Source organism: Bacillus sp. FSL R9-9492, assembly GCF_038007365.1.
GTDB lineage: Bacteria > Bacillota > Bacilli > Bacillales > Bacillaceae_G > Bacillus_A > Bacillus_A mycoides.
Window position 1 is genome coordinate 4,656,596 of record NZ_JBBOXC010000001.1, and the last position, 15,389, is coordinate 4,671,984.

Below are 15,389 nucleotides of genomic sequence, written 5' to 3' on the forward strand. Positions count from 1 at the left end.
TCCGAAAATTATGAAACCGTTCCCAAATACAAGGCATTAAGCCGATTAGATAGATAATTCTTTAGATAATTGATACATATCTTTATCGATTGTATGCTTTTGAGCTAACGCTTCGATAATGTCATGATCAACAAGTTTATTATTTTGAATACCAACACAACGTCCGCCATTACCAGCAATTAACAATTCAACTGCTCTTGCGCCAAGACGACTAGCTAATACACGGTCTTGTGCACTTGGTGATCCACCACGTTGTACGTGACCTAATACAGTTACACGAGTATCAAAGCTTGTTGCTTCTTCAATGTGCTTACCGATGTCAATTGCACTTCCAACACCTTCAGCTACAACGATAATACTGTGCTTTTTACCACGTTCACTACCGCGTTTCAGACGAGCGATAACATCTTCCATGTCATACTTTTCTTCTGGAATTAAGATAGTTTCTGCACCATCAGCTAAACCAGCCCATAATGCGATATCTCCAGCGTGACGTCCCATTACTTCGATAACATATGTACGTTCATGAGATGTAGCTGTATCACGGATTTTATCAATTGCATCAATAACAGTGTTTAAAGCTGTATCAAAACCAATTGTGAAGTCTGTTCCAGGGATATCATTGTCGATTGTACCTGGTACACCTACACATGGGAATCCTTGCTCAGTTAATTTTTTTGCGCCTTGGTACGAACCATCTCCACCAATAACGACAAGTCCTTCAATACCATGTTTCTTTAATTGCTCGATTCCTTTTAGTCGTACTTCTGGGTCTTTAAACTCAGGACATCTTGCTGTATATAATTTTGTACCACCACGGTGGATAATATCGCCAACAGAACCAAGTTCTAATTTTTCAATATGACCAGAAATTAAACCAGCGTATCCATGGTAAATACCATATACTTCAATATCATGGAAAATCGCTTTACGAACAACTGCACGAATGGCAGCATTCATACCAGGTGAATCTCCACCACTTGTTAATACACCAATACGTTTCATTTGTACTCACCTCATAAAGATTATTTGCCTTATAATAAAATAACACGAAAAAATACAAAAACACAATGGAGAAGATGTGTCTTTTCATAATAAAAACGTGCATTCGCGAAGAGGAACGCACGCTTTTCTTATTTTATCCCAATGGAAGCGTTTGAAAACGAAACTTGCCCAATTTTCATATATTTTTCATAACGTTTTTCGATTAATTCATCTTTCGAAATTCCGCTTAATTGTTCAAAAGTTTTCTTAAGCATTAAATCTATATTTTCTGATTGTTTCAAAACATTACGATGTGCTCCGCCTTTTGCCTCTGGAATAATTTCGTCAATTACACCTAATTCTTTCAAATCTAATGCTGTAATTTTCATCGCTTCTGCAGCTTCTTTTGCTTTACCAGCATCTTTCCAAAGAATCGCCGCCGCACCCTCTGGTGTAATAACAGAATAAGTGGAATTTTCCAGCATATGAATGTAATCTCCTACTCCAAGACCTAACGCACCACCGCTACCACCTTCACCGATAACGATACAAATAACAGGTACAGTTAAACCCGCCATTTCAAATAAATTACGGGCAATTGCCTCACTTTGTCCACGTTCTTCAGCTGCTTTACCAGGATAAGCTCCCTTCGTATCGATGAAACAAATAATGGGACGATTAAACTTTTCCGCTTGTTTCATTAGACGCAGTGCTTTTCGATATCCTTCTGGATGAGGCATCCCAAAATTACGACGAATATTTTCTTTCGTATCTTTTCCGCGTTGGTGCCCAATTACAGTTACGGGCATCCCCTTATATTTCGCAATGCCGCCGACAATCGCTGCATCGTCGCCAAATAGGCGATCTCCATGACATTCAAAAAAATTAGTAAATAAGTGCTCAATATAATCGAGCGTTGTCGGTCGTTCTGCATGACGAGCAATTTGAACACGGTCCCATACTTTCATATTGCCGTATATATCTTCCTCTAGTTTTTCTAGCTTGTCTTCCAAAATACGAATCTCCTCACTGAAGTCCATCTGGCTGTTTTTCGTATAGTCTTTCAGTTCACGAATCTTATTTCTTAGCTCAACAACTGGTTTTTCAAATTCTAGCTCTGCCATACAGCCATTTCCCCCCCTTGATGAACTTCTAAAATCTTACGGAGTGATTCTCTCATATCATCACGATGCACCACCGCATCTAATTGACCGTGCTCTAGTAAAAATTCTGCCGTTTGGAAATCTTCCGGTAGTTTCTCACGCACTGTTTGTTCAATTACGCGTCTACCAGCAAATCCGATAAGTGCACCTGGCTCTGCAAGATTGTAATCACCAAGTGAAGCGAAACTCGCTGAAACCCCGCCCGTCGTTGGGTGAGTCATAACAGAAATAAATAACCCTCCTGCATTACTATGCTTTTTCAAAGCTACGCTTGTTTTTGCCATTTGCATTAAACTTAATATCCCTTCTTGCATACGAGCACCACCCGAAGCAGTAAAGATAATAAATGGAACTTGTAAGTCGTATGCCTTTTCAACCGCACGGGCAATTTTCTCTCCTACAACAGAGCCCATGCTGCCCATTCGAAAACGAGAATCCATTACTGCAACAACAACAAGCATGTCATCAATTGTTCCTTCACCAGTTACAACCGCTTCATTCAATTTAGTCTTCTTACGATCGTTTTCTAGTTTCTCTTCATATCCCGGAAACTCAAGTGGATTTAGTGAAACCATCTCTTTGTCATACTCACGAAATGAACCTTCGTCCAATATACTATCAAGGCGTTCCCATGCATTCATCGGATGATGATATCCACAATTCACGCATACTTTTAAATTTTTAAGAAGCTCTTTCGTATACATGATTTTTTTGCATTTCGGACATTTTGTCATAACGCCATCTGGTACATCTTTTCGTACTTGTTCTGAAGGTATTGCAGCGTACTTTTTCTTTTTCACGAATAAATCTCTTAGCACAATTTGACCCCCTTCATTGAGAGCTAAGGTTAGCGTAAGAAGAAAATGGGGCTAACACCAATGTTTGATGTTAGCCTTATCTTCTCAATCTGTCTAATAACCTCTCTCTTTACGTTTAACTTTAACCGCTATGCGGTAGAATGTTTGTCATAACGTGTCATGGTCATTTCGACAAATTTTATACATTACGAGTGAAACTGTATATTCTCTACTAATTCATCGTAAATTTTTAATGCATCATTTTCTTGTTTCACTTCCAAAGTAGCATAAAGCTTTCTATACATTTCGATAGAATCTCCTGAAACTTCACAAGAAAGAGTTGCAACGTAATCATTTACGATCATCCAAATGCGATAGAGTAAATAATTATCGAATTGTTCAATAAGTGTTTTAAAGAACGTTTGATGAAGCACCGGAATTGAGCTTTCATTTTCTTCAAGCACTTTGTGTAATTTACTTAGTACTTCAGAAAACGTTTCTTTCGGTAAATTACATACAAGTCGAATCATATCTTTCTCAAGCAATCGTTTTGTTTGTAATAAATCACGAATTGTTTTCTCATCTTGCAGCAAGAACGGAGCAATTAATTGTACAAGACCGTTATCGTAAAAGTTTCGAATAAACGTTCCCTCACCACGTCTCGTTTCAATTAATCCTACCAGCTCTAACGCACGTAATGCTTCTCTTACAGAGGAACGTCCAACATTTAAGCGTGAACTTAACTCACGCTCAGATGGCAAACGATCCCCTGCTACTAAACAATCCTCTTCCATAATGGAACGGATTTTTTTTACAATTTCGAGATATACTTTTGTATTTGATGATGTCAATGGAAATTCCTCGCTTATTCTTTACCAATCAGCGCTAATTGTTTTGTTTTCTCAGCGACTTCATTTGGATCTACTTGACGGCGAGCTACTCCTGTCTCCATTGCTGCTTTCGCAACGTAAGCCGCTACTTGAGGCGCTACACGCGCGTCAAATGGTGCTGGAATGATATGATCTGCATTCAACTCATCCTCTGATACAAGCTCTGCAATGGCCTGTACAGCTGCCATCTTCATTTCTTCATTAATTTGTGTCGCATGTACATCAAGTGCACCGCGGAAAATCCCTGGGAACGCTAGTACATTATTTACTTGGTTCGGGAAGTCAGAACGACCTGTTCCAACAACAGCTGCGCCCGCTGCTTTTGCCAATTCTGGCATAATTTCTGGAACCGGATTCGCCATTGCAAAAATAATTGCATCGTCATTCATTGTACGAACCATCTCTTCAGTTAATGCACCTGCTGCAGATACACCAATGAATACGTCCGCACCTTGTAAAACGTCAGCTAAAGAACCTTCTATACGACTCTTATTTGTATATTTTGCAACTTCATCTTTCACCGGATTCATACCGACAGGACGACCTTCATAGATTGCACCTTTACGGTCACACATAATAACGTCACGTACACCATAGCGGTATAAAAGTTTAATGATTGCAATACCTGCTGCACCTGCACCATTTGCGACAACTTTAATGTCAGACATTTTCTTTCCAACTAACTTCAGCGCGTTCACAAGGCCTGCTACTGTTACGATAGCTGTTCCGTGTTGATCATCATGGAATATTGGAATGTTTGTCTCTTTTTTCAAACGTTCTTCAATAACGAAGCAGTTTGGCGCTGCGATATCTTCTAAGTTTACACCGCCAAAAGTTGGCTCCATTAATTTTACAGTTTCAACAATTTTATCTACATCGTTTGTATTTAAGGCAATCGGGAATGCATCTACACCAGCAAAGCTCTTGAATAATACAGCTTTACCTTCCATTACTGGAAGAGATGCTTCAGGTCCAATGTTACCAAGACCAAGTACAGCCGTTCCATCTGTCACAACTGCTACCATATTTCCCTTCATTGTATATTCATATACCTTACTTTTATCGTCATAAATTTCTTTACAAGGCTCTGCAACCCCTGGAGAATATGCAAGACTTAAATCTTTTGCATTTTCTACTTTTACTTTTGATACAGTTTCTAATTTTCCTTGATGCACTTTATGCATGTGAAGTGCTTCTTCACGAAGTGTTGACAAACTATCCACTCTCCTCAAATTATGCTTGCTGATATCAATTTCTCCAAGTGGTCTGACCACGAACACTACTACTATAATAATCGAAGTGTAGGGAAATTGTCCATTATATTTTCACAACGACATTTTCGTCACCGACAATTTCACGAAGTGCTCCTAGACATTCTTCACTTGGATGAATCGATAAACTTCGAGATAATTGTACCATTTTATGTTCCTTTTCATAATAAATTAGTACTTTCGTAAAACCTGAATAATCAAACAATATTTTTGTAACTTGATTTACAAGCTTTTTTTCATATTGAGACGGCAATTTCACGTAAACAGATGCTTCTTTCATTCCTTCATAAACATCCATTTCTTCTAGCGGATATAGTCCATTCACGATCCATTGCAACTTATGATTTCTTTGCTCGATCGTACCATCAACTAAAACGATTGCACCTTCTTGTAACCTGTCCGAAAAATGTATATACGTTTCTGGAAAAATAACGGCTTCCATTTCATCATTTTGATCACAGAATGTAATAAACGCCATCTTTTGCAACTTTTTCGTACGAATAACTTTCACACTTGTTATATATACGATCGCTCTTTGTACTTTTTTCTTATGTCGCATCGCCTGAGCAAGAGATGGAATTTCTAATTCTTTTCCTAGCTCCGCATACTGCGCTGTCGGATAGCTAGATAAATAAAAACCGAGTGCTTCCTTCTCTTTATTTAACTGTTCAATAAAGGATAGCTCTTCTCCTTGTACGTATTTTGATTTCGGAACAGCATCCCCTAAATCAAAATCACGTGCAAGATTTGCATACTCCAACGCTCCTTTAAGACTTCTCCATAACGTCGTCCTCGAAACACCAAAACCGTCAAAACAACCAGACCAGACAAACGCTTCTAAATTTCGCTCTGTTACAAATTTTGATGGCATACGAAGACAAAACTCAAATAAATCTTCGAACATTTTTTCCTCTCGTTCTTCGAGTAATGCCGTCACGGTAGCCATCCCGATATTCCGAATCGAAAGTAAACTATATCGAATCGCATTCCCTTCTATTTGGAAGTTATAACCACTTCTCTGAAGAGACGGCGGTAAAACGTGAAAACCTTTCCGCTTCGTTTCTCGTACATACTGCACAATCTTATCTTCATTTCCAATTGCACTTGATAATAACGCAGTCATAAATTCCAGCGTATAATTTGCTTTTAAATATGCAAGCTGATATCCGATCATACTGTAAGCTACAGCGTGACTTCGGTTAAAACCGTAATTCGCAAATCTTACAATTAAATCATAAATTTGTTCTGAAGATGTCTCATCGTATCCGTTTTCCAAACAACCTTGAACAAAATGCTTACGTTCTTGATCTAAAATATCACGATTCTTTTTACTCACTGCACGACGTAGCAAATCCGCTTCTCCAAGCGAAAATCCAGCTAACTTCGATGCGATTTGCATAATTTGTTCTTGGTATACAATTACGCCGTATGTTCTTTCTAAAATCGGCTTTAAATCCGGATGTAAATATTCAATTTGTCTTTTCCCATGCTTCGATTCAATAAAGGTTGGAATTTGTTCCATCGGCCCTGGTCTGTATAACGAGTTAACAGCGACTATGTCTTCAAATTCATTCGGTTTTAACCCACGAAGTACATTTCGCATACCACCTGATTCAAGCTGGAATACACCTGTTGTATCCCCTCTTCCTAACAATTGAAACGTCTTTTCATCTTGCAGAGGTAAATTTCTTATATCAATTTGTTTCCCAGTTTTTTCAACAATAAATTTTATAATATTTTCAAGTAACGTTAAATTACGTAAGCCTAAAAAGTCCATCTTGAGCAATCCAAGTTCTTCTAATGCATCAGCTGGATATTGCGTAACATAAACATCGTTATGCCCTTCTTGAATCGCTACACTTCCCGTTAACGGTTCTTGGCTCATAATAACGCCAGCTGCATGAATAGACGTATGACGCGGTAATCCCTCTACACGTTTTGCAATTTCAAACACACGCTCATGTAACAGATTCCCTTGTATAAACTCACGGAGCGATTGCGATTCCTCATATGCATCTCTTAACGTTATACCAAGCTTTGATGGGATAAGTTTTGAAAATATGTCAATATCTCTTGGCAGGAGTCCCATTACACGAGCAATGTCTCTAATTGCGGCTTTCGCTGCAAGAGTTCCGAACGTTACAATTTGAGCAACACGAAGCTGACCATATTTATCTTTCACATATCGAATCATCTCATCACGTCTTATATCTGGAAAATCAATATCAATATCTGGAAGTGTCACACGTTCAGGGTTTAAAAACCTTTCAAATAATAATTCATATTCAATCGGATCAATATCTGTAATTTCCAATACGTAAGAAACGAGTGAACCAGCTGCCGATCCACGGCCTGGCCCAGTTAAAATATGATTTTCATGTGCATATTTCATAAAGTCCCACACGATGAGGAAATAATCGCTAAATCCCATACGAGAAATAACATTTAATTCATGATCCAAACGTCCTATATGCGCTTCTTTCGGCGTACCATAGCGTTTCTGCAAGCCTTCTTCACAAACACGGCGCAAATACGTATCATTCGTCTCGTTAGATGGAACAGGAAATTTCGGTAATTGATTTACATGGAAAGGAATTTCTACTTGGCAACGTTCCGCGATTGTTATTGTATTTTGAACCGCTTCCTCAGCATGAGAAAATAGTGCTCCCATTTCATCCGATGACTTTAAATAATACTGATCCGTTTTCATTCTCGGTCTATCTGGATCAGTCATTTTCGTTCCGCCTTCAACAGATAATAAACATTCATGAACAAGTGCGTCACTTTGATTAATATAGCGAACATCATTTGTTGCAACGACTGGAACGTTTACCTTATTAATAAATTCAGGCAGTTTTTCTTGTAAAAGCAGTTCATCTTGAATTGCATGATGCTGCAAACTTATATAAAAATTGCTGAACATATTTTGATACGTACGAGCTACTTCTTCAGCCTGACTCTCTTTGTCTTCTAATAATAGCTGTTCAATCTCTCCGTCTTTCCCTGGTGAAATTGCAATTAACCCTTTCGCATAATGAGCAAGCCACTTCTTCGGGATACCTTCTTTTGACTTCGTCATAATGCTGCTAGAGATCTTTAATAAATTTTGATAGCCTATTTCATTCTCAGCAAGTAAGACAAGTGGATAAGACCTTTCTTCTTCTTCACTAAAAATAGAAGCTGTTAAGCCGATAATAGGCTGTATACCATTTTTCTTGCATGCTTTATAAAACGGAATAACTCCATACATAACATTTTCATCTGTAATGGCCAGCGATGAAAATCCAAGCTCTTTCGCCCGAATGACAAGCTCATCAATTTTACAAGCACTTTTTAATAAACTAAAAACGGTTTGACATTGTAAATGCACAAACTTCACTGTTGTACCCTCTCTTTACCTATGTGACTACTTTTATTATAGGTGATGAGGAAAGCGGAAATCAAAACATACTTCTCATACTTTGTCCATATATATGAAGAAGAAAGGGGAATGACGATGGATGTAAGAGAACATACTTTTTTCTCTCTGCTTATTATTAGTTATTTTATTGCCTTTGGAGTTATACTTGGTGGTTCATTAATTGGCGGATTTGGTGCATTTCTCATCGGAAAACCAGCTCTAACTTATATTAATCAATTCGCCCAAAATTTAAGAATTTGGGCACTCGTTGCAGCAATTGGCGGAACGTTCGATACCTTTTATAGCTTTGAAAGAAGCTTCTTTGGCGGAGATATGAAAGATATCGTAAAACAAATTCTCCTTATTTTTTTTGCAACTGGCGGTATGCAAACTGGTCTTATTATTATTAAATGGCTTACACAGGAACATGTATGAGAGTACCCAGTGCCAATACAGCCAAAAGGTGGTATTTAGTTTTAGCTGGCGCTGCTGTTGGAGGCGTGTTGAGCTGGTTTGTTTTTTTGTACATATACGGTGTTTTTCAAGAAGAACAAACTAGTAAAATAGCAGAACAAAAAGAAATTATCGAAAAACAAGAAGCAAAACTCCACGTCCTTCTCGAAGACCAAGAGAAATTGAACACAGAAAATAAACGGCTCTTAACAATTCAAGAAATCAAAATAAAAATTATAAATCGAAAAAAATATGATTTAGACAATCTTACACTTGAAAACATGACCACTTCTATCCATAATGATCTCCAGCATCTTTTAACGAAAAACATTCAAAGCATCGCAAAAAATAAAGACCTGCTCAAAAAAGTCATCGAAAATAAAACGTACAAACATTACGATCGTATATACCGCTTTAAAGTAGACACAGTCTCTTTTGATACCGTACTTGAAATTAGTATTGATATAGAGAAAGAAAAATAAAAAAAAGGAGGGCTTCAGTGCCTCTCCTTCTCTTTCGTTCAACCTACAATTTTTATCTACACAGCTCACGTAAATCAGCAAACAGGCGATCTGCTTCTTCCCAAGAAGATGCTTTTGCACCAGAAGCCATCGGATGTCCTCCGCCATTATATTGCATTGCTAACTTATTAATAACTGGTCCTTTTGAACGAAGACGAACACGAATAACATCATCTTCCTCTAAAAATAGAACCCATGCCTTTAATCCATCAATATTACCAAGTGCTCCGACAACACCAGATGCTTCAGTAGAAAGTACATCAAACTCTTCTAGTACCTCTTTCGTTAATTTAATGTACGCTGCGCCTTCTTCTACCATTGTGAAGTTTTGTAAAATATAACCATTTAAACGAGCGATTTTTTCTTTTGTCTTATACATTTCATTGTATAAATCTGTGAATTTTACATCCATGTCAACAAGCTCACTTACGTAACGAAGTGTTTTCGCTGTTGTATTCGGGAATAAGAAACGACCTGTATCCCCAACAATACCCGCTAAAATAAGACGAGCTGCTTCTTTCGTTATCTGTAATCCTTTATCTTTTCCATAACTGTAAAACTCATAAATCATTTCACTTGTAGAACTTGATGTCGTATCTACCCACGTAATATCTCCGTACGGATCTTCATTCGGATGATGATCAATTTTAATTAACATCTTCCCTTTTGCATAGCGTTGATCGTCAACACGTTCTTGGTTCGCAGTATCACATACGATAACAAGTGCATTTTCATATACACTATCTTCAATATCATCCATTACTCGTAAAAACGATAAAGAAGGCTCGTTATACCCAACCATATAAATATTTTTCTCTGGAAACGATTCTTGCAGAATTGTACCAAGTCCGCATTGAGAACCTAACGCATCTGGATCTGGACGTACATGACGATGAATAATAATTGTATCAAACTCTTTAATTGCTCCTAAAATTTGCTCATGCATATGTATAATCTCCTTTTTATTCAACTTCTTCATTTTATCCCGCATTAATGTGTAGTAAGACTCCTACCTCAAAAGTATTAAAAACAATGGGGCAAAATTAATTTGGAGCCTGGATGCACGTAAAAGCCCGATTGGTGAGGGCTTTTAATTAGTACGTGGGATCTCCCCACACTAATTAAAGTTTCACTTTATCCCCCATTATAACGGAAAACATTTCATACATGCGAACAATTGCTTTATAATAAAAGTTAGAAAGTTTAGATTTTTCTTTTTTCTAAATTATTATTTTTATACCAATCGATGGGAGCGTGTATTATGCCAGTATTCGTCTTTTGTATTATCATCTCATTTGTGTTGTACCTCTTCTATAAAACAAAATTCTTTCGTACAAACCGTCCAATGGAGAAAGGTTGGCTCTCTGGAAAATCCGCAATGGCACTCGGCTTATTCGTCCTATTCTTTGGGATAAACCAATTCTTTTTAGAACTTTCAACTGCACGCATTATCGTTGGTGTTTTGTTTATTTTACTTGGCAGCGCGAGTACATTTAATGGATTCCGCCAATATAAACACTTTCTACCATTAGCAGTCAAAGAAGCCGAATCTTATAAAACAACGTAAAAAAGCATCAACACTGTGATGCTTTTTTACGTCCCTTCACTTTCAAAATCATATATGCAACAAACGCAGATGGTATATTAAAGGGATTACCTTGCACGTGAAAATGTAATTGTTCTTCTTCAAAAGACATCTGTTTGTATAGTTCTTGCTGAGATAATCCTGTTCGTTTCTTTTTTTCATTTAATCCTTGTAAGTATAAGTATTGAATTGGTATCATCACAAGGAAATAAAAGAGTGCGATACCACCAAAAAAGAGTAATTCTGATGACATATTGCATCCCCCTTCCGACATCCATTATCTTACAATCTAATTATATCATAGTATACACTCTAAACAAATCAATATTCTGTTTTTTCTAATTATACAATCATCTCTCCTTATATATATTTCCCGCTAAAACTCTTCCACATCTTTAGCAACAGCTTCCAAACCCAATAAAGTGAAACTTTAATCAGTGGGGGTTTTGTCCATCCCCCACTGATTATTAGCCTTCACCAATCGGGCTTTTACGGGCAGTTATCTCCCACCTAACTTCCTCGCATTCGCCGAATTTTGAGGTGGGAGTCTTACTACTGCCCGTTAATGCGGGATAAAACAAAAAAGATGGAACAAACCAAAGCGATTTGTTCCATCTTTTTATTTATCGATCAATTGCACCATAAGTAATGCTTTCCCAACAACATTACCTTCATGATGCACTTCTACATCAACCTTACCAAATTTACGGCCAATTTCTAATACTTTCGGATGAACCGATACAACATTATCAATTTGAACCGGTTTTACGAAATAAATTGTTAAGTTCTCAACAATTGAATCGCTCTTCTTCTGCGCACGAATGACGCGGTTTGTTGCTTCTGTCACAATTGTTGTGAATACACCGTAAGATAACGTCCCGATTGAATTCGTCATTTGTGGTGTCACTGAAAATTGATATAAATGCTCATTTTTTGCTTCTTTCGGCGTCATAAATTGATTCGTTACAATGTCATCAATCGTTTCACCAACTTGTGGTTGACGCTGAATCATCTGCAAGGCCTGAAGTACATCTTGACGACTAATGATACCTTGCAATTTATTTCCATCCTCCACAACAGGAAGTAATTCAATACCTTCCCACACCATCATACGTGCTGCAGCTGCGACGGACATTTTTCCATTTACCGTAATAGGGTGTTTCGTCATAACTTTATCAATCGGTGTTTCTTTCGCAACACCAATCATATCTTTCGAAGTTACGATACCTAACACCTTTTTATTTTCATCCACAATTGGATAACGTCCATGCATCGTCTCTTCATTGTACTCATGCCATTTCTGCACTATGTCACTAGGCTTTAAATATAGTGTTTCTTCAATTGGTGTTAAAATATCTTCAACTAGTACAATTTCTTTCTTAATAAGTTGATCATAAATTGCACGGTTAATTAACGTTGCGACCGTAAATGTATCATAACTACTCGAAATAATTGGCAATTTCAATTCATCTGCTAACTTTTTCACATGCTCTTCTGTATCAAATCCACCTGTAATTAATACAGCAGCCCCTGTTTCTAATGCTAATTGATGTGCGTTCGTACGGTTACCGATAATAAGTAAGTTCCCCGCTTCTGTATAGCGCATCATCGCTTCTAATTTCATAGCCCCAATAACGAATTTATTTAACGTTTTATGTAGTCCTTCTCTGCCCCCAAGTACTTGGCCATCGACAATGTTAACGACTTCTGCATATGTCAGTTTTTCGATATTCTCTTTCTTCTTTTGCTCAATTCGAATTGTTCCGACACGTTCAATTGTACTAACATACCCTTTATTTTCTGCATCTTTAATTGCACGGTAAGCGGTCCCTTCACTTACACTTAAATCTTTCGCAATTTGCCGCACAGAAATTTTATGCCCTACTGGCAGGCTATTAATATGTTCTAAAATTTGATTATGTTTGGTAGCCAAATGGTTTCACCATACTTTCTTTTCCCTAAATTCTTCATGTGTTGTATTTTCAGTATACTATATTTCCAAAACTGTTACACTCTCTCTTTGTATGTCTGTACTATTTTTTTTATAACAAAATGCTCCTTACATTACACCAGTCATTCTATTACAACAATGTAATGCTGTTGTCATCTCGTTCGATAGTTTGTCCACTCGATTCCATATACAATTAAGACAAGAAATGAAACAAAGGAGCGAATACATGATGAAAAAAATTTTAGAGGTTGTAGGTGCTGTGTTTTTAGCTTTCGTAGATGGAAAAAAAGTTGCAATGGAGTTGAATGAAACACCCGAACGGTCACTTCCAAAAAGAAAAGAATCACCAAAACAAGCGCAAACTTTAAAAGCTGTACTACACACGTAAAAAACCCTTCACTTGTCATTTCAAATGAAGGGTTTCTTTTTTATAGTGTAATACTTTCTCCAGCTTCTAATACTTTCCCTGTACAATTTTGTAGCTTTTCTACAAATTGATATGGATCTTGTTCAATAACTGGGAACGTATTGTAATGCATCGGTACAACTGTTTTCGCACCTATCCATTTTGCTGCTAACACAGCATCTTCTGGCCCCATTGTGAAATTATCACCAATTGGTAAAAATGCTACATCAATATTATTAAGTTCTCCAATTAACTTCATATCAGAGAATAAAGCAGTATCTCCTGCGTGGTATACCGTTTTCTCTTCTGCTGTAAACAAAATACCAGCTGGCATACCTGTATATGTAATCGTCTTATTTTCTTCATCAATATAACTAGAGCCGTGGAATGCTTGAGTAAATTTCACCTTTCCAAAGTCAAATTCATGTGAACCACCAATATGCATTGGATGTGTATTTACACCTTGCCATCCTAAAAATGTCGCTAATTCAAACGGTGCCACAACGACCGCATTATTGTTCTTTGCTAACGCTACTGTATCCCCAACATGATCACCGTGTCCGTGCGATAAAATAATCGCATCAACTTTTACATCTTCAGCCTTTAAATCTGTTTTCGGATTTCCCGTTAAAAACGGGTCAATTAAAATAACTTTTCCATTCGTTTCAATCTTTACAACTGAATGCCCGTGATACGATACTTTCATCATTACATTCCTCCCCTATTCACATTCTCACTTTTTATTCTACATGATTTCTCAATTCCCTGTCTTTTCTAACATCGATTTACTTGTCATAACGCTTTCCTCCGATGTAAAGTTATATTTGTAATTAAATATCTCGGGGGTGCCAATCGATGAATGCTAGATTAGAAAATTTAATGCAATGGCTAAAAGAAAAAAACGTAGAAGCTGCGTTCTTAACTTCTACACCGAACGTCTTCTACATGACAAACTTCCACTGTGAACCACATGAAAGACTACTTGGTATGTTTGTATTCCAAGAAAAAGAGCCTATTTTAATTTGTCCTAAAATGGAAGAAGGCCAAGCACGTAACGCTGGCTGGGCACATGAGATTATCGGATTTACTGATACGGACAGACCATGGGATATGATTGCAAAAGCAATTAAAGATCGTGGTATTGATGCAAATGCAGTTGCAATTGAAAAAGAACATTTAAACGTAGAGCGTTACGAAGAATTAACAAAATTATTCCCAAATGCAGCTTTCAAATCAGCTGAAGAGAAAGTTCGCGAGCTTCGCTTAATTAAAGACGAAAAAGAACTTTCTATTTTACGTGAAGCAGCTAAAATGGCAGATTATGCTGTTGAAGTTGGTGTAAATGCAATTAAAGAAAATCGTAGTGAGCTAGAAGTATTAGCAATTATTGAGCATGAATTAAAAACAAAAGGCATCCATAAAATGTCATTCGATACGATGGTATTAGCAGGTGCAAACTCTGCTCTTCCACACGGTATTCCAGGTGCAAACAAAATGAAACGCGGCGATTTCGTACTATTTGATTTAGGTGTAATCATTGAAGGTTATTGCTCTGATATTACGCGTACAGTAGCATTTGGTGATATTTCTGAAGAACAAACTCGCATTTACAACACTGTACTTGCTGGACAACTACAAGCAGTTGAAGCATGTAAACCAGGCGTTACATTTGGTGCAATTGACAACGCTGCTCGCTCTGTTATCGCAGATGCAGGTTACGGCGACTTCTTCCCACACCGACTTGGTCACGGACTTGGAATTAGCGTACACGAATATCCAGATGTAAAAGAAGGCAATGAGTCTCTATTAAAAGAAGGTATGGTCTTCACAATCGAGCCAGGTATTTACGTACCAAACGTAGGCGGCGTTCGTATTGAAGATGATATTTACATCACAAAAGACGGATCAGAAATCTTAACGAAATTCCCGAAAGAATTACAATTTGTGAAATAATAAAAAAGGTAGCGT

General features: G+C 37.4%; 15 protein-coding genes. 5 read left to right on the forward strand and 10 right to left on the reverse strand.

All coding sequences use genetic code 11. The features are described from left to right. Window positions 1–45: 45 nt before the first annotated feature. The 6 genes from pfkA to dnaE form a co-directional block, all read right to left on the reverse strand. A complete protein-coding gene (gene pfkA, locus MKY70_RS23875; protein ID WP_002034288.1) occupies window positions 46–1,005 on the reverse strand; it encodes a 6-phosphofructokinase in 960 nt (319 codons plus the stop codon). Window positions 1,006–1,133: 128 nt separating this feature from the next. Next, window positions 1,134–2,108 carry an acetyl-CoA carboxylase carboxyl transferase subunit alpha gene (gene accA / locus MKY70_RS23880; RefSeq protein WP_000818787.1) on the reverse strand — a complete coding sequence of 325 codons (975 nt, stop codon included), beginning with the start codon at window positions 2,106–2,108 and terminating at the stop codon, window positions 1,134–1,136. Beyond that, the gene (accD, locus tag MKY70_RS23885; RefSeq protein ID WP_002015500.1) at window positions 2,096–2,965 is read right to left on the reverse strand and encodes an acetyl-CoA carboxylase, carboxyltransferase subunit beta; all 870 of its coding nucleotides are present in this window, start codon (window positions 2,963–2,965) and stop codon (window positions 2,096–2,098) included. Before accD ends, accA begins: the two co-directional genes overlap by 13 nt. A 185-nt stretch (window positions 2,966–3,150) precedes the next feature. After that, on the reverse strand, window positions 3,151–3,795 hold the full coding sequence (locus MKY70_RS23890; protein WP_002143351.1) for a FadR/GntR family transcriptional regulator: 645 nt from the start codon (window positions 3,793–3,795) through the stop codon (window positions 3,151–3,153). Window positions 3,796–3,809: 14 nt separating this feature from the next. Further along, the gene (locus MKY70_RS23895; RefSeq protein WP_161793975.1) at window positions 3,810–5,018 is read right to left on the reverse strand and encodes an NAD(P)-dependent malic enzyme; all 1,209 of its coding nucleotides are present in this window, start codon (window positions 5,016–5,018) and stop codon (window positions 3,810–3,812) included. 133 nt (window positions 5,019–5,151) lie between these two features. Then, entirely contained in the window at window positions 5,152–8,484 is a 3,333-nt protein-coding gene (dnaE, locus tag MKY70_RS23900) for a DNA polymerase III subunit alpha (RefSeq protein ID WP_088034047.1), read from the reverse strand. A gap of 42 nt (window positions 8,485–8,526) precedes the next feature. Here dnaE and MKY70_RS23905 point away from each other — a divergent pair, with 42 nt between their 5' ends. Both MKY70_RS23905 and ytrI read left to right on the forward strand, forming a co-directional pair. After that, entirely contained in the window at window positions 8,527–8,940 is a 414-nt protein-coding gene (locus MKY70_RS23905) for a YtrH family sporulation protein (protein ID WP_002034291.1), read from the forward strand. Further along, window positions 8,937–9,440 (forward strand): sporulation membrane protein YtrI, encoded by a 504-nt coding sequence (gene ytrI, locus MKY70_RS23910; RefSeq protein ID WP_002088948.1) that lies wholly within the window; start codon window positions 8,937–8,939, stop codon window positions 9,438–9,440. The genes MKY70_RS23905 and ytrI overlap by 4 nt, the downstream gene beginning before the upstream one ends. Window positions 9,441–9,492: 52 nt before the next feature. Here ytrI and MKY70_RS23915 read toward each other — a convergent pair whose 3' ends face one another. Then, window positions 9,493–10,425 (reverse strand): DHH family phosphoesterase, encoded by a 933-nt coding sequence (locus MKY70_RS23915; protein WP_341025852.1) that lies wholly within the window; start codon window positions 10,423–10,425, stop codon window positions 9,493–9,495. A gap of 315 nt (window positions 10,426–10,740) precedes the next feature. On the opposite strand from MKY70_RS23915, the gene MKY70_RS23920 reads away from it, so the two are divergent. After that, a complete protein-coding gene (locus MKY70_RS23920; RefSeq protein ID WP_002088950.1) occupies window positions 10,741–11,046 on the forward strand; it encodes a YtpI family protein in 306 nt (101 codons plus the stop codon). A gap of 7 nt (window positions 11,047–11,053) precedes the next feature. Here MKY70_RS23920 and MKY70_RS23925 read toward each other — a convergent pair whose 3' ends face one another. Further along, a complete protein-coding gene (locus MKY70_RS23925; RefSeq protein ID WP_002015513.1) occupies window positions 11,054–11,317 on the reverse strand; it encodes a DUF3949 domain-containing protein in 264 nt (87 codons plus the stop codon). A gap of 366 nt (window positions 11,318–11,683) precedes the next feature. Continuing rightward, the gene (locus MKY70_RS23930) at window positions 11,684–12,997 is read right to left on the reverse strand and encodes a DRTGG domain-containing protein (RefSeq protein ID WP_002034295.1); all 1,314 of its coding nucleotides are present in this window, start codon (window positions 12,995–12,997) and stop codon (window positions 11,684–11,686) included. A 244-nt stretch (window positions 12,998–13,241) separates the two neighbouring features. On the opposite strand from MKY70_RS23930, the gene MKY70_RS23935 reads away from it, so the two are divergent. Further along, a complete protein-coding gene (locus tag MKY70_RS23935; RefSeq protein WP_289404732.1) occupies window positions 13,242–13,403 on the forward strand; it encodes a hypothetical protein in 162 nt (53 codons plus the stop codon). Between the two features lie 40 nt (window positions 13,404–13,443). On the opposite strand, the gene MKY70_RS23940 is transcribed toward MKY70_RS23935, so the two are convergent. Further along, on the reverse strand, window positions 13,444–14,127 hold the full coding sequence (locus MKY70_RS23940; protein WP_289405171.1) for a metal-dependent hydrolase: 684 nt from the start codon (window positions 14,125–14,127) through the stop codon (window positions 13,444–13,446). Between the two features lie 149 nt (window positions 14,128–14,276). Between MKY70_RS23940 and pepQ the strand changes: the two genes are divergently transcribed. Beyond that, entirely contained in the window at window positions 14,277–15,374 is a 1,098-nt protein-coding gene (pepQ, locus tag MKY70_RS23945) for a Xaa-Pro dipeptidase (protein WP_002088955.1), read from the forward strand. Window positions 15,375–15,389: the final 15 nt, after the last annotated feature.

Coding starts and splice junctions, on each gene's coding strand:
- pfkA (WP_002034288.1), bottom strand. CDS start 1,005: ATGAAACGTATTGGTGTATTAACAAGTGGTGGAGATTCACCTGGTATG.
- accA (WP_000818787.1), bottom strand. CDS start 2,108: ATGGCAGAGCTAGAATTTGAAAAACCAGTTGTTGAGCTAAGAAATAAG.
- MKY70_RS23895 (WP_161793975.1), bottom strand. CDS start 5,018: ATGCATAAAGTGCATCAAGGAAAATTAGAAACTGTATCAAAAGTAAAA.
- ytrI (WP_002088948.1), top strand. CDS start 8,937: ATGAGAGTACCCAGTGCCAATACAGCCAAAAGGTGGTATTTAGTTTTA.
- MKY70_RS23915 (WP_341025852.1), bottom strand. CDS start 10,425: ATGCATGAGCAAATTTTAGGAGCAATTAAAGAGTTTGATACAATTATT.
- MKY70_RS23920 (WP_002088950.1), top strand. CDS start 10,741: ATGCCAGTATTCGTCTTTTGTATTATCATCTCATTTGTGTTGTACCTC.
- MKY70_RS23925 (WP_002015513.1), bottom strand. CDS start 11,317: ATGTCATCAGAATTACTCTTTTTTGGTGGTATCGCACTCTTTTATTTC.
- MKY70_RS23935 (WP_289404732.1), top strand. CDS start 13,242: ATGATGAAAAAAATTTTAGAGGTTGTAGGTGCTGTGTTTTTAGCTTTC.
- MKY70_RS23940 (WP_289405171.1), bottom strand. CDS start 14,127: ATGAAAGTATCGTATCACGGGCATTCAGTTGTAAAGATTGAAACGAAT.
- pepQ (WP_002088955.1), top strand. CDS start 14,277: ATGAATGCTAGATTAGAAAATTTAATGCAATGGCTAAAAGAAAAAAAC.